Origin of the sequence: Vibrio scophthalmi LMG 19158 (genome assembly GCF_000222585.1) — a bacterium.
Lineage (GTDB): Bacteria > Pseudomonadota > Gammaproteobacteria > Enterobacterales > Vibrionaceae > Vibrio > Vibrio scophthalmi.
In genome coordinates this window covers 1-21,536 of record NZ_AFWE01000217.1, presented here as the reverse complement: position 1 = coordinate 21,536, position 21,536 = coordinate 1, and the positions used below count along the sequence as shown (strand labels likewise).

The 21,536-nt window shown below is 44.8% G+C and carries 20 protein-coding genes and 1 tRNA gene; 15 read left to right on the top strand and 6 right to left on the bottom strand.

What is annotated here, in order from left to right; genetic code table 11:
- Positions 1-46: 46 nt before the first annotated feature.
- Complete coding sequence (locus tag RH88_RS19690; protein WP_005599347.1) at positions 47-541, bottom strand: DUF4442 domain-containing protein; 495 nt, start codon at positions 539-541, stop codon at positions 47-49.
- Between the two features lie 198 nt (positions 542-739).
- Between RH88_RS19690 and fcrX the strand changes: the two genes are divergently transcribed.
- The gene (gene fcrX, locus RH88_RS19685; RefSeq protein ID WP_005599345.1) at positions 740-1,186 is read left to right on the top strand and encodes a ferric iron uptake transcriptional regulator FcrX; all 447 of its coding nucleotides are present in this window, start codon (positions 740-742) and stop codon (positions 1,184-1,186) included.
- 107 nt (positions 1,187-1,293) lie between these two features.
- Here fcrX and glnS read toward each other — a convergent pair whose 3' ends face one another.
- Together glnS and nagE are read right to left on the bottom strand one after the other, a co-directional pair.
- The gene (gene glnS / locus RH88_RS19680) at positions 1,294-2,964 is read right to left on the bottom strand and encodes a glutamine--tRNA ligase (protein ID WP_005599343.1); all 1,671 of its coding nucleotides are present in this window, start codon (positions 2,962-2,964) and stop codon (positions 1,294-1,296) included.
- 247 nt (positions 2,965-3,211) lie between these two features.
- Entirely contained in the window at positions 3,212-4,786 is a 1,575-nt protein-coding gene (gene nagE / locus RH88_RS19675; protein WP_005599342.1) for an N-acetylglucosamine-specific PTS transporter subunit IIBC, read from the bottom strand.
- A 485-nt stretch (positions 4,787-5,271) separates the two neighbouring features.
- Here nagE and nagA point away from each other — a divergent pair, with 485 nt between their 5' ends.
- From nagA to RH88_RS19645, 6 genes are all read left to right on the top strand, one after another.
- Positions 5,272-6,408, top strand: a complete 1,137-nt coding sequence (gene nagA / locus RH88_RS19670) for an N-acetylglucosamine-6-phosphate deacetylase (RefSeq protein WP_005599341.1) — start codon at positions 5,272-5,274, stop codon at positions 6,406-6,408.
- 2 nt (positions 6,409-6,410) lie between these two features.
- On the top strand, positions 6,411-7,625 hold the full coding sequence (gene nagC, locus RH88_RS19665; RefSeq protein ID WP_005599340.1) for a DNA-binding transcriptional regulator NagC: 1,215 nt from the start codon (positions 6,411-6,413) through the stop codon (positions 7,623-7,625).
- A gap of 86 nt (positions 7,626-7,711) precedes the next feature.
- The gene (locus RH88_RS19660) at positions 7,712-9,298 is read left to right on the top strand and encodes a cation:proton antiporter family protein (RefSeq protein ID WP_005599339.1); all 1,587 of its coding nucleotides are present in this window, start codon (positions 7,712-7,714) and stop codon (positions 9,296-9,298) included.
- Between the two features lie 207 nt (positions 9,299-9,505).
- Positions 9,506-11,170, top strand: a complete 1,665-nt coding sequence (asnB, locus tag RH88_RS19655) for an asparagine synthase B (protein WP_005599338.1) — start codon at positions 9,506-9,508, stop codon at positions 11,168-11,170.
- A 289-nt stretch (positions 11,171-11,459) separates the two neighbouring features.
- Entirely contained in the window at positions 11,460-12,851 is a 1,392-nt protein-coding gene (locus RH88_RS19650; RefSeq protein ID WP_005599337.1) for a peptide MFS transporter, read from the top strand.
- Between the two features lie 268 nt (positions 12,852-13,119).
- Positions 13,120-13,989: a TraB/GumN family protein gene (locus RH88_RS19645; RefSeq protein ID WP_005599335.1), complete on the top strand. Its 870-nt coding sequence runs from the start codon at positions 13,120-13,122 to the stop codon at positions 13,987-13,989.
- 162 nt (positions 13,990-14,151) lie between these two features.
- On the opposite strand, the gene RH88_RS19640 is transcribed toward RH88_RS19645, so the two are convergent.
- Positions 14,152-14,228, bottom strand: a tRNA-Pro gene (locus RH88_RS19640).
- 256 nt (positions 14,229-14,484) lie between these two features.
- Between RH88_RS19640 and RH88_RS23115 the strand changes: the two genes are divergently transcribed.
- The 3 genes from RH88_RS23115 (at position 14,485) to rluF (ending at position 16,675) form a co-directional block, all read left to right on the top strand.
- On the top strand, positions 14,485-14,625 hold the full coding sequence (locus tag RH88_RS23115) for a DUF3149 domain-containing protein (protein ID WP_005599333.1): 141 nt from the start codon (positions 14,485-14,487) through the stop codon (positions 14,623-14,625).
- A gap of 230 nt (positions 14,626-14,855) precedes the next feature.
- Positions 14,856-15,437 carry a DNA endonuclease SmrA gene (gene smrA, locus RH88_RS19630; protein ID WP_005599332.1) on the top strand — a complete coding sequence of 194 codons (582 nt, stop codon included), beginning with the start codon at positions 14,856-14,858 and terminating at the stop codon, positions 15,435-15,437.
- Positions 15,438-15,529: 92 nt separating this feature from the next.
- A complete protein-coding gene (gene rluF, locus RH88_RS19625) occupies positions 15,530-16,675 on the top strand; it encodes a 23S rRNA pseudouridine(2604) synthase RluF (RefSeq protein WP_005599331.1) in 1,146 nt (381 codons plus the stop codon).
- A gap of 252 nt (positions 16,676-16,927) precedes the next feature.
- Here rluF and upp read toward each other — a convergent pair whose 3' ends face one another.
- A complete protein-coding gene (gene upp, locus RH88_RS19620) occupies positions 16,928-17,554 on the bottom strand; it encodes a uracil phosphoribosyltransferase (protein WP_005599329.1) in 627 nt (208 codons plus the stop codon).
- A 180-nt stretch (positions 17,555-17,734) separates the two neighbouring features.
- Between upp and purM the strand changes: the two genes are divergently transcribed.
- The 5 genes from purM to RH88_RS19595 all read left to right on the top strand — a co-directional run bounded on the left by purM (position 17,735) and on the right by RH88_RS19595 (position 20,924).
- A complete protein-coding gene (gene purM / locus RH88_RS19615) occupies positions 17,735-18,775 on the top strand; it encodes a phosphoribosylformylglycinamidine cyclo-ligase (RefSeq protein ID WP_005599328.1) in 1,041 nt (346 codons plus the stop codon).
- Between the two features lie 2 nt (positions 18,776-18,777).
- Entirely contained in the window at positions 18,778-19,419 is a 642-nt protein-coding gene (gene purN, locus RH88_RS19610) for a phosphoribosylglycinamide formyltransferase (RefSeq protein ID WP_005599326.1), read from the top strand.
- A 308-nt stretch (positions 19,420-19,727) separates the two neighbouring features.
- The gene (locus RH88_RS19605) at positions 19,728-20,387 is read left to right on the top strand and encodes a tellurite resistance TerB family protein (RefSeq protein WP_005599324.1); all 660 of its coding nucleotides are present in this window, start codon (positions 19,728-19,730) and stop codon (positions 20,385-20,387) included.
- A gap of 139 nt (positions 20,388-20,526) precedes the next feature.
- Entirely contained in the window at positions 20,527-20,730 is a 204-nt protein-coding gene (locus RH88_RS19600; protein WP_005599321.1) for a YaeP family protein, read from the top strand.
- A 2-nt stretch (positions 20,731-20,732) separates the two neighbouring features.
- The gene (locus RH88_RS19595; protein WP_005599320.1) at positions 20,733-20,924 is read left to right on the top strand and encodes a DUF4250 domain-containing protein; all 192 of its coding nucleotides are present in this window, start codon (positions 20,733-20,735) and stop codon (positions 20,922-20,924) included.
- A 75-nt stretch (positions 20,925-20,999) separates the two neighbouring features.
- Here the strand turns inward: RH88_RS19595 and RH88_RS19590 are convergent, their stop codons facing one another.
- Complete coding sequence (locus RH88_RS19590; protein ID WP_005599319.1) at positions 21,000-21,341, bottom strand: DUF3622 domain-containing protein; 342 nt, start codon at positions 21,339-21,341, stop codon at positions 21,000-21,002.
- Between the last annotated feature and the right edge of the window lie 195 nt (positions 21,342-21,536).

Here is a 21,536-nt window from a genome sequence, read left to right as displayed (position 1 = left end):
TCTAAGAAACCTCCTCCGGGAGGTTTTTTTCTATCTCCCCTATTTTTTATTTCTCCGCTCCCTCTTCTCGATACTTCGGTTTTTTACGCACATACAATTTACGTTGCACTTCAGCGACTATGTCACCCTGATCATCCTTAATATGTACTATAAACTCAGGAAAGCTCTTATCACCTGATGATGTTTGGCGATAAATCTCATCTAATTGACCAGCGGTTAAATCAAAATCGGCAAAAAGGTCACCTCGACCAGGTTGAATAAAGTTAATGCTCGCTTGTTTATCCCAAACAAAATACTGCTCACCCAAAATCCCCATTAACATCAATGCGTAAATCGGATCCGTGAGTGAAAACATACTGCCGCCATACTGACTGCGATTGGCGTTTTTATTCCACCAGCGCAACTTTAGGCGTACCCGCACTTGGCGAAAATCATCGCTGATATAAAGGATTTTTATCCCGGCGCCCCAAAATGGCGGCCAAGAATTTAAAGCAAATTTAACAAAGCCAGGTTTGTAAACTCTTGAAAATAAAGAACTCATAGCACAATACTGATAACGAACACACAAAGGTTAATCAATTGTAACTGATTAGACCAGTTTTATCCGTGACACCCCACAACTTTACAATAAATATAAGTAACCCTTTGAAGTTCGTGGTTTATTGTTATCGTAACCTGCCCTATAATGGTGGGAATATTGAATTCTGTTCAACACTGCAGATCATCAACAGGAAAGTATATGTCAGACAATAATCAAGCGCTCAAGGATGCTGGTCTAAAGGTAACGCTACCTAGACTTAAAATATTAGAAGTACTACAGCAACCTGACTGCCAACACATCAGTGCTGAAGAGTTGTACAAAAAACTGATCGATCTTGGTGAAGAGATTGGTCTTGCAACGGTTTATCGTGTATTAAACCAATTTGATGATGCAGGTATCGTTACGCGCCACCATTTTGAAGGCGGTAAATCTGTCTTTGAACTATCAACTCAACATCATCATGATCACCTAGTGTGTCTTGATTGTGGCGAAGTAATCGAGTTTTCTGACAACGTCATTGAAGAACGTCAACGCGAAATCGCAGCCAAATTTAATGTGACTCTAACCAATCACAGCCTATACCTTTACGGTAAATGTGGCGATGGTACCTGCAAAGGTAATCCAGACGCTCATAAAGCAAAATAAAATAAAAAAGCGCCTATTTGGCGCTTTTTTATTAGTGGTGTCATACATACTGTTGATACAAAAATGCCAGTCATTCGACTGGCATTTTTCATATCTATTGCTCGTGATTACTCAGCGTCAATTTTCGCCCAAGTATCACGTAGGCCAACCGTACGGTTGAAAACAAGCTTCTCAGCAGAAGAGTCTTTCTTATCCGCACAGAAGTAACCCATACGTTCGAACTGGTAACCTTTTTCTGCTTCCGCTTTTGCTAGGCTTGGCTCAACAAAACCATTCAACACAACCAGTGAATCAGGGTTAATTGTTTCAGCAAAGTTATCCGCCGCCGCAGGGTTAGGCACAGTGAATAGACGGTCGTATAGACGAATATCCGCTGGTACACCTTGCTCTGCAGATACCCAGTGAATAACACCCTTCACTTTACGACCGTCAGCTGGGTTCTTACCTAGCGTCTCTGCATCGTAGCTACAGAAAATTGTTGTGATGTTGCCTTCAGCATCTTTTTCGATACGTTCAGCTTGGATCACGTAAGCACCACGTAGACGAACTTCTTTGCCTAGCACCAAACGTTTGTACTTCTTGTTCGCTTCTTCGCGGAAGTCTTCACGCTCAATCCAAACTTCGCGAGTAAAGGGTACTTCACGATCACCCATTTCAGGTTTGTTTGGATGGTTAGCAATCGTCAATGTCTCAACTTTGCCTGCTTCGAAGTTTTCAATCACGATCTTAACCGGATCAAGAACGGCCATCGCACGAGGTGCGTTTTCGTTCAAATCATCACGGATACAAGACTCAAGAGAGCCCATTTCGATCATGTTGTCTTGCTTGGTTACACCAATACGCTTACAGAACTCACGGATAGACGCAGACGTGAAACCACGGCGACGTAGACCAGAGATAGTCGGCATACGTGGGTCATCCCAACCGTTAACCAATTTTTCAGTCACAAGTTGGTTAAGCTTACGCTTAGACATCACGGTGTATTCTAGATTTAGACGGCTGAACTCGTACTGACGAGGCTGGCAATCAATCGTAATGTTTTCAAGAACCCAATCGTATAGACGACGGTTGTCTTGGAACTCAAGCGTACAGATTGAGTGAGTAATGCCTTCTAGCGCATCTGAAATACAGTGCGTAAAGTCGTACATTGGGTAAATGCACCACTTGTCACCGGTTTGATGATGCTCTGCAAAACGCACACGGTAAAGAACAGGATCGCGCATTACGATGAACGATGATGCCATATCGATCTTCGCACGTAGACACGCTGTACCTTCTTGGAAGCCACCGTCACGCATCTTTTCAAATAGCGCAAGGTTCTCTTCCACACTGCGATCGCGGTATGGGCTTGGCTTACCAGGTTGCGTTAGCGTACCGCGGTATTCACGGATCTGCTCAGGACTTAGCTCTTCAACATACGCTAAGCCTTTGGTAATTAATTCCACTGCGTAGCCGTATAGCTTATCGAAGTAGTTTGATGAGTAACATACATCACCACTCCACTCGAAGCCTAACCAGCTCACATCATTCTTAATTGACTCAACGTATTCAACGTCTTCTTTTTCTGGGTTTGTGTCATCGAAACGAAGGTTACACTGACCCTGATAGTCCTGAGCAATACCAAAGTTAAGGCAAATTGACTTAGCGTGACCGATATGCAGATAACCGTTAGGCTCTGGCGGGAAACGAGTATGCACGCTTGTGTGTGTACCATCTGCTAAATCTTTATCAATGATTTGGCGAATGAAATTCGATGGACGAGCTTCAGCTTCACTCATCTATAGCACCTCAATTGTTTTAGTATTGTCAGATAAAAGTGGCTCTGAGACAGCAAAATCACTGCTCAGACCATAGTGAGACTAATGATCCACAATTCTGACTCAAGACACAACAAGAACTCGTCTTTTATTGCTAAATAATCCCTTCCCAGCGCTAGCTACAGCCTTAGAGTGGTTTTTTAATTCCTCCAAACGTAAAAAAGCCTCCCGAAGGAGGCTTTTAGACTTACATATTAACCCGTGGTTACTATGGAAGTTTTACATCAGATAGGTCTTCGTTAGCACCGATTGCTTTCATTTCGCCAGCAACGATTTCAGCTAGAGGACCAAGGATAACTTGTAGGTTGTTTTCACCTAGTTTCACAACACCTTTCGCACCAAGCTTCTTAAGAACATCTTCGTTAGCAACAGTACGGTCTTTTAGAGTAAGACGTAGACGAGTGATACAAGCATCGATTGAAGTCAGGTTGTCATGACCACCAAGTGCTTTTAGGTATTGGCGAGCTAAGTCACCTTTAACTGCTTCACCAGCTGGAGCTGCTGTAGCTGCTTCGTCATCATCTTCACGACCTGGCGACTTCAAGTTGAAAGCGCGGATAGCGAAGCTGAAAGTGAAGAAGTATAGAGCACCGAAACCTAGACCGATTACTAGAAGTACTAGTGGTTTAGTCGCTAGACCCCAGTTTAGTAGGAAGTCGATTAGACCTGCAGAGAAGCCGAAGCCGTGCAGTGTACCGAACATGTTAGCTACTACTAGAGATAGACCAGTGAATACCGCGTGCATTGCGTATAGAGCAGGCGCTAGGAACACGAACATGAACTCTAGAGGCTCTGTAATACCCGTTAGGAATGAACAGAATGCTACTGAGAATAGTGCACCACCAACTTGGCTGCGTTTTTCAGCAGGCGCTGCTAGGTACATTGCAAGAGCTGCACCAGGTAGACCGAACATCATTACTGGGAAGAAACCGTTCATGAATACGCCAGCAGACTTGTCGCCGCCGAAGAAGCGGTGTAGGTCACCAGACTTGATAGTCTCAGTTACAGAGTTAACAGTTGCAGTGATTTCAGGCGTTACTGTGTTAACAAAGTTGAACGTGTACTCTTGGCCAGCTACTAGAGTTTTCGCTAGAGCAGGGTCAACACACAACTGTTTTAGTGATGGTAGAGCTTGACCAGCAGCAGATGCAGCAGAGATTACGATCTCTTGACATGAGCCCATACCGAACCAGAAGTAAGAGTTCAGAACGTGGTGTAGACCTACAGGGATAAGTGCACGGTTAAGAGTACCGTATACAAATTGGCCAACAGCGCCAGAAGTTGATACTGCGTGCGCTAGAGCGTCAAGACCGCCTTGGATTGAAGGCCATACAACACCCATAACTGCACCCATTACTAGAGCAAACAGACCAGCCATGATAGGAACTAGACGTTTACCAGCAAAGAATGCCAACCACTCAGGAAGACGAGTCATGTGGAAAGCGTTGTAAGAGTGACCAGCGATGATACCAGCAATGATACCACCAAAGAATGACATATTAACGCTTGCATCGATTGTTGCAGCTGTCGCTGTTAGTACGAAGTAAGCAACCGCACCAGCAAGACCTGCAGCACCGTTACCGTCTTTAGAAAGACCGATTGCGATACCTAGACCAAATAGTAGTGGTAGTTGGCTGAAGATCGCGTTACCAGCTGATGCCATAAACGCGATGTCTAGTAGGTCTGGTTGACCTAGTCGTAGTAGAAGCGCCGCAACAGGTAGTGTTGCGATAGGAAGCATAAGTGCTTTACCTAACTTCTGTGCATATCCAAGAATATTCACCTTTAGTTCCCCCTATAGGATTTGTATTTTGGTCGAGCGACTTTTTTTTGTTGCTCAATTTAGTCGAACTCAGTTTATGACATTAATTTTGCTCCGCAAATTAAAACCTTATCATTTGTGATCATAATCACCAGAAATAGGTATAGCGGAAGGTTTTTGCTAGCGAGATCATAAAACTTATTTTACAATTCAAAAAAAATGCCATTTAGCAGATATTATTCGCCGCACTGAAATACGAAACATTCAAGTTTAATGTCTTATTGCATAAGGCCTTAGCTCTAATAACAATATTGCCATTACTAATGGATTGATTTCGCGATGAAGTGCACGTCAATCATGCTAAGAGAGGGAATATCCTTCATTTGCTAAAGATATTTTGCGACCTAATTGAAGCTCACAAATAAAGTAAACAAGTGAGGATTTTGTCTCCAGTTTTGGGTCGCGACAAAATTTCAAGAGTTCAACTTTATAAGGATTAGCTAATCATGTATGCGCTAACAAACTGTAAAATCTATACAGGCAACGATGTTCTGGTTGACCACGCTGTCATTATCAATAACAACGTCATCGAATCTGTGTGTCCTGTTTCTGAGTTACCAGCAGGTATCGAAACCCGTGACCTAGACGGTGCAAACCTAAGCCCTGGCTTTATTGACTTGCAGTTGAATGGTTGTGGCGGTGTGATGTTAAATGATGAAATCACCGCAGAAACAATGCAAACCATGCATGAAGCTAACCTAAAATCTGGCTGTACTAGCTTCCTCCCTACGCTTATCACCTCTTCAGATGAAGATATGCGTCAATCTGTTGCCGCTGCTCGTGAATACCAAGAGAAATACCAAAACCAATCGCTAGGTTTGCACCTTGAAGGTCCTTACCTTAACGTAGCGAAAAAAGGGATTCACAGCGTTGATTACATTCGTCCATCAGATGACAGCATGGTTGACTTCATGTGTGCTAACGCTGACGTTATCGCCAAAGTAACACTGGCGCCTGAGCATAACGATCCTGCGCACATCGCTCGCCTAAAAGAAGCGGGTATTGTGGTTTCTATCGGTCACACCAATGCAACTTACGCAGAAGCACGTGAAAGCTTTGAGCACGGTATCACTTTTGCCACTCACCTGTTTAATGCGATGACACCAATGGTCGGCCGTGAGCCGGGTGTGGTTGGTGCTATTTACGATACGCCTGATGTTTATGCCGGTATCATTGCTGATGGTTTCCATGTGGACTACGCAAACATCCGTATCGCTCACAAAATTAAAGGTGAAAAATTAGTATTAGTGACCGATGCCACAGCTCCTGCAGGTGCCAACATGGATTACTTTATTTTTGTTGGTAAGAAAGTATATTACCGAGAAGGTAAGTGTGTTGATGAAAACGGCACATTGGGCGGCTCAGCTCTCACTATGATTGAAGCAGTACAAAATACTGTTGAGCACGTCGGAATCGCTTTGGATGAAGCTATCCGCATGGCTACTTTGTACCCAGCAAAAGCAATTGGAGTTGATCACAAATTAGGCCGAGTTAAGAAAGGCATGATTGCTAACCTAACCGTGTTTAATCGCGACTTCCAAATCCAAGCGAATATTGTTAACGGACAATACGAGCAAGTGTAGACATGAATGGCGGACAAATAGGTAACGTAGATTTAGTTAAACAACTAAACAGTGCAGCAGTGTACAGACTGATCGATCAACAAGGTCCTATTTCGCGGATACAGGTTGCTGATGTCAGTCATCTAGCTCCTGCGAGCGTGACTAAGATTACCCGCCAACTTCTCGAACGCGGCCTCATTAAAGAGGTCGCTCAACAAGCCTCTACTGGCGGTCGTCGTGCAATATCGCTGACGACAGAAGAAGCGCCCTTTCACTCAGTGGCCGTTCGTTTAGGTCGAGATTACATTCAGTTCAGTCTGTTTGATCTTGGCGGTAAAGAACTGGCGTCTGACTATCAAGAGTTCTATTACACCACCCAGGGCGAGCTTGTCGATGGGTTGCTGTTATTCCTCAAGAACTTCATTCAATATAATCAATCGACCATTAACCAATTAATCGCTATTGGTGTTGCGCTACCTGGCTTGATCAACCCTGAAACGGGTGTGGTTGAGTATATGCCTAATATCAATGTGGATAACTTGGCGATTGGTGATCTCATTACTAATACCTTCCATGTTGAGTGCTTCGTCGGCAACGACGTGCGTGGCATGGCATTAGCCGAACATTACTTTGGTGCCAGTCAAGATTGCCAAGATTCTATTCTAGTGAGTGTTCATCGCGGTACTGGTGCGGGTATTATCGTTAATGGTCAAGTATTCTTAGGCTATAACCGCAACGTAGGCGAAATTGGTCACATCCAAATTGATCCACTTGGTGAGCAATGCCAATGTGGGAACTTCGGTTGTTTAGAAACCGTCGCCGCAAACCCTGCCATTATTGAACGTGTGAAAAAGCTTACCGCACAAGGCTACGAGTCAAGCCTAAGTGAACTGAGCAGCATTACCATTAAAGATGTTTGCGAGCACGCCAATCGAGGTGACGAACTGGCCACCCAAAGTCTGGTTCGTGTTGGTAACCAATTGGGTAAAGCCATCGCAATGACTATCAACTTGTTTAATCCACAAAAAGTGATCATTGCTGGCGACATTACCAGCTGTGAAGATATTCTCTTCCCTGCGATTCGTCGTAATGTTGAAAACCAATCGCTGCCAACTTTCCACGCAGAACTACCGATAGTCGCTTCACAGATCGACAAACAACCGACCATGAGTGCCTTTGCGATGATCAAACGCGCTATGTTAAACGGGGTTTTGTTACAAAAATTACTGGAAGACTGATCGCTTAAGCAACAAGTTGAGTTAGAATAACAGGCTATGTCAATGACATAGCCTTTTTCGTTTTAGGGACAGAGTAGTTTTATTGTATGGAAATCATCTTAATTTCAGCTGCATTTATCGCAGGCTTTGTAGCGTTGAAATGTAACCTGCCCCCACTGGTTGGCTTCTTACTGGCTGGTTTTGGTTTAAAAGCCGCAGGTTTTAGCTCCAACGACACCATCATTACCCTCGCCGATCTGGGTGTAACCTTGCTGCTGTTCACCATTGGTTTGAAGCTTGACCTCAAAACCTTGCTGTCTAAAGAGATCTGGGCCGGAGCAACCATTCACAATGTGTTGTCTACTGCACTCTTCTCAGCCGCTTTATTGTGCTTAAAAATTCTCGGTGTGGGTTCACTCAGCGCAATGAGCGTTGATCAAATCGTCTTGCTTGGCTTTGCCCTCTCCTTCTCTAGTACCGTTTTTGCGGTAAAATCTTTGCAAGAAAAAGGCGAGCTCAACGCAACCTACGGCACAATCGCGATTGGCATCTTGGTTATGCAAGACATCTTCGCGGTGATCTTCCTAACGGCATCGACTGGAAAATTGCCGGAATGGTATGCGATTGTCTTATTCGCGTTGCCATTAATGCGTCCCCTATTCTATAAACTGCTCGACTGGGTTGGTCACGGTGAGATGCTGGTACTCTTTGGCATCTTCTTCGCACTCGTTGTCGGGGCTGGACTATTCGAATTGGTAGGTATGAAAGCCGATCTTGGCGCTTTGATTTTGGGTATGTTGCTGGCTGGACACAAAAAAGCCTCAGAGTTATCCAAGTCACTGTTTAACCTCAAAGAGCTATTTTTAGTCTGCTTCTTCCTCAACATCGGTTTATCAGAACAACCAACGCTGGCTGGCTTTGCCTTGGCTTTGATCTTTATGCTGATGCTGCCACTAAAAGGCATTCTCTACTTCTTAGTACTGAACTCATTCAAATTCCGCGTGCGTACCTCACTACTCTCATCACTTAGTCTATTTAACTACAGTGAGTTTGGCCTGATTGTTGGCGGCTTGGCCTTTAAGATGGGTTGGATGAGCGGTGACATTTTGGTTGCACTGGCGATTGCGGTATCAATTTCTTTTGTCCTTGCCGCGCCAATCAACCGCCAAGGTCACGCACTTTATCAACGTTCAGGACGTTGGTTAAAAGAGCACGCTGCAGAAAAATTGAATGTGCGCGATCAATTAATCAATCCTGGCCACGCACAAATTCTTATCTTAGGTATGGGCCGTATTGGTACTGGTGCTTACGACGAACTACGCCAACGTTACGGCAAAATCAGCCTAGGGATTGAGGTACGTGAAGAAGCGGCGCATATCCATAAAGCGCATGGCCGAAACGTGATTTCCGGTGACGCGACCGACCCCGATTTTTGGGAGCGTATTTTGGATACTGGTAAAGTGAAACTTGTGCTGTTAGCAATGCCACACCATCAAGGTAACCAAATCGCACTCGAACAATTACACCTAAGAAACTATCAAGGCCAAATAGCGGCGATTGCCGAATACCCAGATCAACTGGATACACTGCTAGAGCATGGCGTTGACGCAGCCTTTAACATTTATAGTGAGGCAGGTAGCGGCTTTGCCCGTCACGTTTGCGAACAGTTGCGACCAAGTTTTGAAAAACCATAGTTTTTTTAATGCTTTAGTTAGTGCCCTTAGATAAACGGTCTAAAATCCACCAAATGGTGGATTTTTTTTAATCAAACGAAGTTAAATTAAATATTATTTAATGCAATGGCACTTTTGTGATTTTTTTTATCGCTATGGGTTGCATTTCTTAACCAGAATGGCAAGTTTATATACAAGAAATAAATACAGTTTAAATAAGGGATTAGTATGTGTTCAATTTTTGGCATTTTAGATATTAAAAGTGACGCTGCTCAACTGCGCCCTATCGCACTTGAGATGTCGAAAAAACTACGCCACCGCGGACCGGATTGGTCGGGTATCTATTCTTCAGATAAAGCGATTCTTGCTCACGAACGTTTAGCCATCGTCGGCCTCAACAGTGGTGCGCAACCAATCTATAGCCCAAATGGCAAACACATACTGGCGGTTAATGGCGAAATCTATAACCATAAAGAGATCCGTGCCCGCTACGAAGGCAAGTACGACTTCCAAACTGACTCTGACTGCGAAGTCATTCTGGCACTCTACCAAGATATGGGTGAAGCACTGTTAGAAGAACTTAACGGTATTTTCGCTTTTGTTCTCTATGACGAAGATAAAGATCAATATCTGGTTGGCCGCGACCACATTGGTATTATCCCTCTTTACCAAGGCTACGATGAGCACGGTAACTACTTTGTCGCCTCTGAGATGAAAGCCCTGGTTCCGGTGTGTAAAACCATTAGTGAATTCCCTCCGGGTTGCAGCTACAGCAGCCAAGATAGCGAGCCACAACGCTACTACCTGCGTGATTGGAACGACTACGCCGCAGTAAAAGATAACCACACCAGTAAAGAAGAGCTAACCGCAGCGCTTGAAGCAGCGATTAAACGCCAACTAATGACCGATGTGCCTTATGGTGTGCTTCTTTCTGGTGGTCTTGATTCATCAATTACTTCTGCTGTCGCAAAACGCTATGCAGCAATGCGTATCGAGGATGATGAGCAATCAGAAGCATGGTGGCCACAATTGCACTCATTCGCGATTGGTCTTGAAGGTGCGCCTGATTTGAAAGCCGCTCGTGAAGTCGCCGATCAAATTGGTACCGTTCACCATGAGATGACCTACACCATTCAAGAAGGTTTGGATGCGATTCGTGATGTTATCTATCATATCGAAACCTACGATGTCACGACGATTCGAGCTTCAACGCCGATGTTCCTGCTTGGTCGCAAGATCAAAGCCATGGGCATCAAGATGGTGTTGTCTGGTGAAGGTGCGGATGAAATCTTTGGCGGTTACCTCTACTTCCATAAAGCCCCTAATGCTCAAGAGTTCCATGAAGAGACCGTGCGTAAACTGCTAGCACTGAACATGTTCGATTGTGCTCGCGCCAACAAGTCACTCGCTGCATGGGGCGTAGAAGGCCGTGTACCTTTCCTTGATAAAGAGTTTATCGATGTTGCAATGCGCCTCAATCCTGCGGATAAGATGTGTGGCAACGGTAAGATGGAAAAACACATCTTACGTGAGTGTTTTGAACACTATCTGCCAGAGTCGATTGCATGGCGTCAAAAAGAGCAGTTCTCTGACGGCGTTGGTTATAGCTGGATTGATACATTAAAAGAAGTAGCAGAAGAAAAAGTAACGCAGCAGCAACTAGAAACAGCGGCGTTCCGCTTCCCATACAACACACCGACCACCAAAGAAGGCTACGTATACCGTGAAATCTTTGAAGAGTTGTTCCCGCTGCCTTCTGCGGCAGAGTGTGTTCCTGGTGGTCCATCTGTCGCCTGTTCATCAGCGAAAGCGATTGAGTGGGATGAGTCGTTCAAAAACTGTGCAGATCCTTCTGGGCGCGCGGTGAAAGCTGTTCACAACGACGCTTACTAAAAGTCAATCACATCAAAAGGGGGCGCTTTGGCGTCCCTTTTTTTATTTTGTAGAATAAAACCAATCATTTAATCACCTTTTTATCGCTATAAAACTGCCACTCAAATATGAAACCTTAGTTTTTAAACGAACAAAAATAGCGCAATTTCAACACTAAAAAGCCAAATTTCAGCCACTTATCACACTTTTCCTTATCACTCCTAATTATAGATAATTTGCATTACGTAATTTCATCATGTATAGGTATTACCGCTATAAAATTCTCTATTCATAACTATTAGTAAAACTTATGCAAACACAACATCGACAATTTTTGGGCCATCCTCGTGGTCTATTTCTGCTTTTCGGCACTGAGCTTTGGGAACGCTTCTCTTACTATGCGATGCGCGCTATTTTGGTTTTGTATTTAACAGATACAACTATAAATGGTGGCTTAGGCTGGTCGACTAAAGATGCTCTAGATCTCTACGGCATTTATACTGGACTCGTCTACATCACACCGCTTATCGGCGGCTGGTTAGCCGATAACTACCTTGGTCAACGTCGCTCAATTTTAATTGGTGGCGCACTAATGGCGATCGGTCAATTTACCTTGGCACTGCCATCTGACATGCTTGGCATGACGATGATGCACAGCTTCTACCTCGGTTTGGCGCTATTGATCACCGGTAATGGTCTGTTTAAACCAAATATCTCAACCATGGTGGGTGACCTTTACCAAGAAGGCGACAACCGTCGTGATGGCGCATTCACTATCTTCTACATGGGCATCAACATTGGTGCACTACTGGCCGGTGTCGTTTCGGGTTCAGTAACTAATGAATTTGGTTGGAAAGCGGGCTTTGTTGCTGCTGGCATTGGTATGCTGATGAGCCTAGTAATGCAACTTTCATTCGCACAATCATGCCTTGGCGATATCGGTCGTGAGCCTGCAGCTAAGCGCGATCTAGAGCTTAAAAACTCAAATAAAAAAGAACCTCTGACTAAAGAAGAGTTCGATCGAATTAAAGTTATCTTAGTGATGAGTGTCTTTACTATCGTATTCTGGGCTGGCTTTGAACAAGCTGGCGGTCTGATGAACATCTACACTCAACAATATACCGACCGTATGATCGGTGGCTTTGAAGTGCCCGCGGCTTGGTTCCAGTCACTTAACCCATTCTTTATCATTACACTTGCGCCGTTGCTTGCTGTTCTTTGGGTAAAACTGGGCAAACGTGAACCAAACTCGCCAGTGAAGTTTGCTATGGCAATGTTCTTCCTCGCACTTGGCTTCCTATGTATGGTAGGTGCTGTCATGGAACAAGGCGGTGATACAACCGTAAAAACCTCTATGCTTTGGTTAGTCGGCGCATTCTTCTTCCATACCCTGGGTGAGCTATGCCTATCACCGATTGGTCTATCACTGGTCACTAAACTAGCGCCACTGCGTCTAGCATCACTGATGATGGGAGCATGGTTTGGTTGTAATGCTATCGCAAACTATGTTGCAGGTTACGTTGGCTCGCACGTGGGTGAGCTAGGTGCACTGTCTATCTTTAGTGGCATCGCGGTAACCGCAACAATTAGCGGTGTGGTACTCCTGTTTTTCTCAAACACTCTGGTACGCTGGATGCACGGTGCAGAAGCACCGATCAGCATCGAGCAACAGCTCGAAGAGCAGCAGTCACAAATCGCTTAATTCGTTCTTTTGCGATTGATAGAGCCCAGTCATTTTAGACTGGGCTTTTTTATCTCTACCCAGTGAGACACGATTCATTTTTTGCGAGTTATTTCACATCAAAAAATTAGTTCACTTTGACGAGGGCTTAATTATTACTGCAAACTAATCCCTTTGTTCAACCGATCAGAGATAACCAGCAGAAAGGCCTGACGATGAGTGTTGCATAGCAACGCAATTAGACTCATGCTTACAATCAATCTGATTAATGCGCCTTTTGTGACTCTCTATGATTCGACTGATTTGCTTACTCACAACCTTCTTCTTTAGCCAATTATCCACTGCAGAGCCTCTCTACTGGCAAGCAAGCAAGGGTAAGCTCAACTTATTGCTCGTCGGCTCAGTCCACGTCGGTGATGCTGACATGTACCCATTGCCCGCGGCTATCACCACCTTTTTAACCCATTCTGATGGCATCATCCTTGAGGCTGACATCCGCAACCAGAACAAGGTGCAATACCCTCACTCTCAAGTTCTCAGTCAAGATGTTCTCTCACAACATCAGCAAAAGGAGTTGCTTGGAATTGCCAACCTGCTCAATCTAAATGGAGAACAGCTGCTACAAACCCCACCTTGGGCATCTGCATTGGCAATACAAATGAAGCAAATCGAATACTTAGGCTACAAACCTCAAGATGGGGTGGATCTTTGGCTACTGTCGCAAGCGATTAACCAAGGTAAGCCCGTGCTGGGTTTAGAGTCACTGCAATTTCAAATTGATCTTCTCACCCAGCAAGCCAATGGTGGGCAAGAGCTACTCACGAATGCGATCGAACAGTTTGATCATTCAGAAAATGCAATGCACTGCTTAATTAAGAGCTGGAAGAGTGGTGATATCGCGAAACTCAATGAATTTTCGCACTTAACAGAAATGTCGCCTGAATTTGAGCAAGCATTCATCTATCAGCGCAATCAAGATTGGGCGAATAAGCTCGCGAGCAGAGAAATTTTACCGAAGAAACAAGGCAACTATTTAGTGGTTGTGGGGACATTACACCTGATTGGCCGAGATAGCCTAGTGTCACTACTGCGCAATAAAGGCTTTACCGTCACTCAGCGCTCAACCAGCAGCCAAGCGAACTGCGAATTTAAGTACTAAATTCATAGGTTTATAGGTTAATCACGCACGTTAGGGTCACCGAGAGATCGGAGATCTTTTTCCAAGTGCTGATTCTTTTCCTGCGCTTTGAGCATGGGGGATATATAAAACGTACAGATACGAAAAAGGCTCTACATTTCTGTAGAGCCTTTTTCTTAAAAGTGGTCGGTGAAGAGGGATTCGAACCCCCGACCCTCTGGTCCCAAACCAGATGCGCTACCAAGCTGCGCTATTCACCGAGATGTCTTACAAGTCGTATTGCCTGTCGACGAGGCGTATATTACGGATTCCTGAACTTAACGCAAGTGATTTCATTAAGCTTTTTTGCTTTTATTGTTCGTTTGCCTAAAACATCAGCAACGGGCCACAAAGTGTGATTGAAAGCTCACAAAAAAGAACACAATAACAACCAAAAGGATACAATTGATCCAGATCATTATCATTTCAAACCCCATCCGTTAACGTAAACCTGTCTTCAAAAACTTTGGGGGAAACATGGACTTTTGGCTTGAACTTCTTTTTGGTAATGCGGTAGGGCTGTCATCAATGTTAGTCATCTTCAGCGCTTTAGGTCTTATGTTCTTCTACGGTGGCTTCATCGTTTACAAAGTAATGACTGACAAATCTCCTCACTAGATCGCTTAGCATCGCGGTAGGCAACTGTAGCGCCTTGCACCGAAGTAGATAATTTATCTACTTCGGGTTTTTCGCTTTACTGCGTAAGCCACTCTACAACCATTTTAACTCCCCACTCTCGTCTAATCACACTCCTTTCACTAACTGCTCTGTATCCCTTAAAAATTTGCCCTTTTACCATTAAGCTTTCGTATAATTATCCGATTAGATTCTTACCCTGAGATGCCTCTATGTCTCAAGACGACGATTTCACCCTTTTTCAGCAAATGATGGGTGACGTAAAACCAATTAATAACGACACTGCCGAGCTAAAAAAGATTCATCACACCAGTGATGCACAGCTCGCTAAGCAAGCGGCGGCTATTTGGCTAACGGAAGAAGATCCTGATTATCTCTCGATTGATTACGCCCCTTCGCTAAAACCGGAAGCGATCATCGAGTTCAAACGCGATGGTGTGCAAGAAGGCGTCTACCGTAAGCTCAGATTAGGCAAGTACCCCATTCAAGCGAAATTGGACCTACACCGTCGCACGCTAAAGCAAGCCCGCGACGAAGTAGTGATCTTCTTAAAGCAATGTATCCGCATGGATATTCGTACTGTGCTCATTGTGCACGGTCGTGGTGAGCGTTCTAATCCACCCGCACAGATGAAAAGCTATCTTGCCCAATGGTTAGTGCAGATTAAAGAAGTGCAATCGGTGCACAGCGCTCAACAATTCCATGGTGGTACTGGCGCGGTTTATGTCTTGTTGCGAAAAAGCCAAGAAAAGAAGCTAGAAAACCGTGAGCGCCATCAAAAACGGTTAGGTTAAGGCTTTCTCTTAGTGTTAAAATGTGAAATGCAGCCATAGGGCTGCATTTTTTTCTAATTAACTGCCGTTGGGAAACGTTGAGGAAGACCTAAATGTCACAAGATAACGCTAAACGTCTAAATAAATACATCAGTGAAACTGGCTACTGCTCTCGTCGTGAAGCAGATAAGCTGATTGACCAAGGTCGTGTCACCATTAATGGTCAGATCCCTGAAATGGGTACCAAAGTTATGTCTGGTGATGACGTTTGCATTGACGGTCAACCGCTCAAAGCCAAAGAAAAACCTGTCTATATTGCTCTAAATAAGCCAACCGGTATTACCTGTACTACCGAACGCGACATTCCGGGCAACATTGTTGATTTTATTGGCCACCGCTCACGTATCTTCCCGATTGGTCGTCTTGATAAACCTTCTGATGGTCTGATCTTTCTAACCAATGATGGCGACATCGTTAACAAGATCTTGCGTGCTGGCAACAACCACGAAAAAGAGTATGTGGTGCGTGTTGATAAGCCAATCACAGACGATTTTATCCGTCGTATGGGCGCAGGCGTTAACATCCTTGATACCGTTACTCTGCCATGTAAAGTCACCAAAGAAACCAAATTTTCATTCCGCATCGTATTGACGCAAGGCTTAAACCGTCAAATTCGTCGCATGTGTGAAGCTCTGGGTTATGAAGTATTTAAACTGCGTCGTGTTCGTATCATGAACATCACGCTGGATGATATTCCAAATGGCCGCTGGCGCTATTTAAGCGATGACGAAATCAACGAAATTCATGCCATGTGTGAAGGTTCTGTCAGTACCGAAGAAGCGTCAAAGACCGATGCTAAAGGCAAACACATTCGCAAAGCAACTGACGCTAAATTGTTTGATAGCCGCGAAGAGAACCAAGAGTCAACCGCGCGCCGTAATCAAAACACACGTACTTTTAAAGGCCGTAATGCTGATGAATTCCGCCATGCACCTAACTCAAAGAAAGGTCGTCATGGTGAGCAAAATCGTGAGCGTAGTAACGAACGTGGTCAAAGTCGTCATAATGAGCGCTCTGGTAATCGTAACAGCAACGACGATCGTAGCAACGATAAACGCAATAGCGACCGTTACAGTGACAAGCCGAGCTATAAAGGCCGTTCGAACGACAATAACTCTCGTCCGAGTTCATCGCGTCCAAACTCATCACGTCCAAGCAATAAGCCACGCGTAGGTGGTACATTGGGTTTGAAGAAGTAAACAGAGCTGAGAGCAGAAGCGAGATTCGAGAGTTTAGAAGCGAAGAGCTAGAAGCAGAAGCAGAAGCAGAAGCAGAAGCAGAAGCGAGAGTTTAGAAGCTAAGAGCGAAGAGCTGAAGCGAGAAAAAGGGCGAGATTCCCTACTCGCGCTAACGCGCTCTATGGAATGACCAATTTAGAATATGCTCTGTGAGAGCATATTCTAAATATAAAAAAAGAGGAGCATCAGCTCCTCTTTTTTATTGGATTCGGTTTACTTAGTACCGAAGATCTTATCGCCTGCGTCACCAAGACCAGGAACGATGTAACCTTTGTCATTCAGTTTTTCATCGATCGCAGCCGTGTATAGTTCTACATCTGGGTGCGCTTTTTCTAGAGCTTCAATACCTTCTGGAGCCGCAACAAGTACAAGTACTTTGATTGCCTGACAACCTTTCTCTTTTAGTAGATCGATCGTTGCGATCATAGAGCCGCCCGTTGCAAGCATTGGGTCAACCACAAGTGCGATACGCTCATCGATGTTTGAAGCAAGCTTGTTAAAGTATGGTACTGGCTCAAGTGTTTCTTCATCACGGTAAATACCAACAACACTGATACGTGCGCTTGGCATATGCTCAAGTACACCATCCATCATACCAAGACCAGCACGTAGGATTGGCACTACCGTTACTTTTTTACCTTTGATTTGATCTACTTCAACAGGGCCATTCCAACCATCAATGGTCACTTTCTCTGTTTCAAAGTCTGCGGTTGCTTCATAAGTTAGTAGGCTACCAACTTCAGTCGCTAACTCGCGGAAGCGCTTAGTGCTGATGTCACCTTCTCTCATTAGACCAATTTTGTGTTTAACAAGCGGGTGTTTTACTTCAACAACTTTCATGTCCATCTCCGGCAAATAGGGTATTTTTCAAATAAACCTTCAGATTATAAACGATTTCGTTCTCAATTTCTTGATCTTGTATAAGATAAAAAACTCACGCAAACGTTTGCTATTGGTATTTATCAACTGGTAGAATAGCGCCGTTTTCTCATATCCAACTTACTTAACCGAGGACTTCCTGTGAGTGGCAATAATACTTCTCTAAGTTATAAAGATGCTGGCGTTGATATCGATGCAGGTAATGCACTTGTTGATCGCATTAAAGGTGCGGTGAAACGTACTCGTCGCCCAGAGGTTATGGGTGGAATTGGTGGCTTTGGTGCACTTTGTGAATTGCCAACCAAATATAAGCAGCCAGTCTTGGTATCGGGTACTGATGGCGTAGGTACAAAACTTCGCCTTGCATTGGATATGAACAAACATGACACCATCGGCATCGACCTTGTGGCGATGTGTGTTAACGATCTTATCGTTCAAGGCGGCGAGCCACTATTCTTCCTTGATTACTACGCAACAGGCAAACTCGATGTTGATACCGCAGCAGACGTTGTTACTGGTATTGCTGAGGGTTGTATTCAAGCAGGTTGTTCACTCATTGGTGGTGAAACAGCAGAAATGCCAGGCATGTACGAAGGCGAAGACTATGACGTTGCTGGCTTCTGTGTTGGCGTTGTCGAGAAAGAAGACATCATCGACGGTAGCAAAGTGGCCGCTGGTGACGCACTGATTGCTGTCGGTTCTAGCGGCCCTCACTCAAATGGCTACTCTTTGGTGCGTAAGATCCTTGAAGTATCTGGCGCAGACAAGAACGAAGAGCTTGCAGGTCGTACTATCGGTGAGCACCTACTTGAACCCACTCGTATTTACATTAAATCGGCACTAAAAATGATCGAGCAGCATGACATTCATGCTATCTCACACATTACTGGTGGCGGTTTCTGGGAAAACATCCCACGCGTTCTGCCACAAGGTACTAAAGCCGTGGTTGATGGTAACAGCTGGGAGTGGCCAATTATCTTTAAATGGCTACAAGAGAAAGGTAACGTCACGACACACGAGATGTACCGTACCTTCAACTGTGGTGTAGGCTTAGTTGTTGCACTACCTGCTGACCAAGCAGACGCAGCCGTCAAGTTGCTGCAACAAGAAGGCGAAAATGCATGGGTAATTGGTAAAATTGCTCCAGCACAAGCAGGCGAAGAGCAAGTAGAGATCAATTAAGTATGAAGAGTATCGTTGTTTTAGTTTCTGGAAATGGCTCCAACCTACAGGCCATCATTGATGCGTGTGATTCTTCAATCACCGATGGCAAAGTGACCGCCGTATTCTCAAATAGAGCGGAAGCCTATGCGCTTGAGCGTGCAAAAAACGCCGGAGCTGCTGGAGTATTTCTTGATCCTAAAGCGTTCGATACTCGCGACGCTTTCGATCATGAACTGATGCGCCAAATGGATGAGTTTAAACCTGATTTAGTCATCCTTGCTGGTTACATGCGTATTCTAAGTGGCGAATTCGTTCGCCACTACATGGGCCGCATGATTAACATCCACCCTTCTCTATTGCCGAAATATCCAGGCCTTAACACCTACCAGCGTGCCATTCATGCCGGTGATGAAGAACACGGCACCAGTGTGCACTTTGTTACCGAGCAACTTGATGGTGGTCCGGTGATCCTACAAGCTAAAGTGCCTATCTTTGATGAAGACACGGTAGAAACTCTCACCGAACGCGTGCAAAACCAAGAGCACCGCATCTATCCAATGGTCGCAAAATGGTTTGTTGAAGGCCGTTTAGAAATGGTCGATGGCAAAGCCGCTTACCTTGATGGCGATCTGCTCAGCATGCACGGTTACGCGCCGGAATAGCGCTTCGAGATTCGAGAAAAAGCGAAAAGCAGAACGCTTCGCTCGAGAGGCGAGAAAAGCGAGAGGCGAGAAGTTACCCACCTCTCGTTTCTCGATTCTTTTATCTCGCTTCTAAACTCTCGATTCTCACCTCTTTAATCTCGCTTCTCGTCTCTTCAATCTCGCCTCTTCAATCTCGCTTCCCGATTCTATTCTCGCTTCAATCTCGACTCTCAAAACCCTATCCCATTAATCTTACGTTCATTTTTGCTCTGCTAATGTTCTTACACTCACTCTAAGAGTTAATTACGCCACTACTGGAGCTTCTTATGGATCTAAAATCTCTACTGAACCAAGCACTGAATTCCGATATCGTGCGCCAAGGTCAACAGCAACTCAAAAAACAATCCAGCTCAGGATCATTGAAGACTCTTGGCGCGGGTGCAGTCGGCGGCGGCTTAGTCGGGCTACTCATGGGGTCGAAAAAGAGTAAAAAAATGGGCGCTAAAATTGGTAAAAACGCCCTCAAGGTTGGTGGCGCAGCCGCGCTTGGGGCGCTTGCCTATAAGGTCTATAACGATTGGCAAGGCAAACAATCTAGCTCAGCCACCAGCAACGAACCATTTGATCAAAACCAACCCATACACAGTCAGCTAATCATTAAAGCCATGATTGCTGCGGCAAAAGCCGATGGTCACGTGGACAATGACGAGATGGCGCAAATCGATGCCGCTATTGAACAATCCGGTGGCGATCAACACCTGCGTGAGCTAATACAGCAAGAGCTCAATAAACCACTCGATCCAATTCAAATCGCTCGTTTAGCTTCAACACCGCAACAAGCGGCTGAAATTTATCTTGCATCTCTACTGGTGGTTGATGAACAAAACTTTATGGAAAAGGCTTATCTGCAAGAATTAGCGAAGCAACTAAAACTGGATCCAGAGGTCACGCAACAGCTTGAAATGCAAGTAAACAGCCCAAGCTAATCCGCATTGGCTAATCGGATTGCATAAATTAACCGCATTTCCACACAAGCCTTGAGATAGCGCAAGCTCTCACTTTGAGTTTGCTCGTGACTCTGTGTATATTGAGACCAGTTCTCATTTTGATTGGAAGTAAATGACGATGAAAGTTTATGATTGTTGTGACTTAATACGCGAGCTTTATGCACAGATTGGCAGTGGCGATCAAGGCTATATCCCTCAAGCCATTACCTGCGCGGTTCGTACGTTAAATGAAATTGCTGCGGATACAACGCTTGAGCTTGCTATTCGTGAAAAAGCGGCCTTTGCGGCAGCTAACCTGCTTATCTCTGACTTCGAGGATTAGACATGGATTTAGCCAATTTTAAAAGCATGGATACCATCATGCTGATGAGTATCGTCAACTTGAAACTGCGCGACGATTTCAATGGCGATCTGGATGAGTTGGTTGCATTTTTTGATATCGATAAAACTGATTTAGAAACCAAACTGGCCAGTGCTGGATTTGAGTTTTTACCTGAGGTTGGTCAGTTTCGCTAAACGCGAAACTGCGATTTTAGAGACAAAAAAACCGCCTGAGGGCGGTTTTTTTTTACAACGAGATAAGACTAAATATTAGTCTTCGTAGTCGTCGAAATCTTCGTCTGCCGCATCGTTAGCTTCGCTACGAGCTTGAAGGAACGCTGCTTTACGTTCTGCTGCTTCACGTTCTAGACGCTCTTGACGTTCGTTACGCTCAACACGTTGTTGGCCTTTACGCTCGTTACGCTCTGCTTGGTTTTTCACAAAACCCAATAGCTCTTTTTCAGCCCAAGCTTGTGCAAGCTCTTCACTTTCAAAACCAGCTTCACGCTTAGAAACAACCGTTTTACGAGAGGTCACTTGACGAGTGATTTCAGCAGTCCAACCAGTGCGCTTTTCAGACACACGAATTGCAAATTTTTTGTTCTTAGACATTTCTATTTCCTAGGGATTATTCAGGGATCGGTCAACTTGATAACTCCATCGAAGCTGAGCTGTTTAACACCATCCCTTGGTAAGCGCGGTATTAGAGCATAAAAGTTATCGAAACGCTGCAAGTTTTTTACCGCAGACGAGAGACGAGAGACGAGAGACGAGAGACGAGAGACGAGAGACGAGAGACGTGGAATT

Excerpts from the sequence above, each read along its gene's own strand:
- RH88_RS19605 (WP_005599324.1), top strand. The coding sequence starts at position 19,728 with ATGGATCTAAAATCTCTACTGAACCAAGCACTGAATTCCGATATCGTG.
- fcrX (WP_005599345.1), top strand. The coding sequence starts at position 740 with ATGTCAGACAATAATCAAGCGCTCAAGGATGCTGGTCTAAAGGTAACG.
- RH88_RS19690 (WP_005599347.1), bottom strand. The coding sequence starts at position 541 with ATGAGTTCTTTATTTTCAAGAGTTTACAAACCTGGCTTTGTTAAATTT.
- RH88_RS19595 (WP_005599320.1), top strand. The coding sequence starts at position 20,733 with ATGGATTTAGCCAATTTTAAAAGCATGGATACCATCATGCTGATGAGT.
- glnS (WP_005599343.1), bottom strand. The coding sequence starts at position 2,964 with ATGAGTGAAGCTGAAGCTCGTCCATCGAATTTCATTCGCCAAATCATT.
- RH88_RS19645 (WP_005599335.1), top strand. The coding sequence starts at position 13,120 with ATGATTCGACTGATTTGCTTACTCACAACCTTCTTCTTTAGCCAATTA.
- RH88_RS19650 (WP_005599337.1), top strand. The coding sequence starts at position 11,460 with ATGCAAACACAACATCGACAATTTTTGGGCCATCCTCGTGGTCTATTT.
- RH88_RS19600 (WP_005599321.1), top strand. The coding sequence starts at position 20,527 with ATGAAAGTTTATGATTGTTGTGACTTAATACGCGAGCTTTATGCACAG.
- upp (WP_005599329.1), bottom strand. The coding sequence starts at position 17,554 with ATGAAAGTTGTTGAAGTAAAACACCCGCTTGTTAAACACAAAATTGGT.
- asnB (WP_005599338.1), top strand. The coding sequence starts at position 9,506 with ATGTGTTCAATTTTTGGCATTTTAGATATTAAAAGTGACGCTGCTCAA.
- purN (WP_005599326.1), top strand. The coding sequence starts at position 18,778 with ATGAAGAGTATCGTTGTTTTAGTTTCTGGAAATGGCTCCAACCTACAG.
- nagC (WP_005599340.1), top strand. The coding sequence starts at position 6,411 with ATGAATGGCGGACAAATAGGTAACGTAGATTTAGTTAAACAACTAAAC.
- RH88_RS19660 (WP_005599339.1), top strand. The coding sequence starts at position 7,712 with ATGGAAATCATCTTAATTTCAGCTGCATTTATCGCAGGCTTTGTAGCG.
- smrA (WP_005599332.1), top strand. The coding sequence starts at position 14,856 with ATGTCTCAAGACGACGATTTCACCCTTTTTCAGCAAATGATGGGTGAC.
- RH88_RS23115 (WP_005599333.1), top strand. The coding sequence starts at position 14,485 with ATGGACTTTTGGCTTGAACTTCTTTTTGGTAATGCGGTAGGGCTGTCA.
- rluF (WP_005599331.1), top strand. The coding sequence starts at position 15,530 with ATGTCACAAGATAACGCTAAACGTCTAAATAAATACATCAGTGAAACT.
- RH88_RS19590 (WP_005599319.1), bottom strand. The coding sequence starts at position 21,341 with ATGTCTAAGAACAAAAAATTTGCAATTCGTGTGTCTGAAAAGCGCACT.
- nagA (WP_005599341.1), top strand. The coding sequence starts at position 5,272 with ATGTATGCGCTAACAAACTGTAAAATCTATACAGGCAACGATGTTCTG.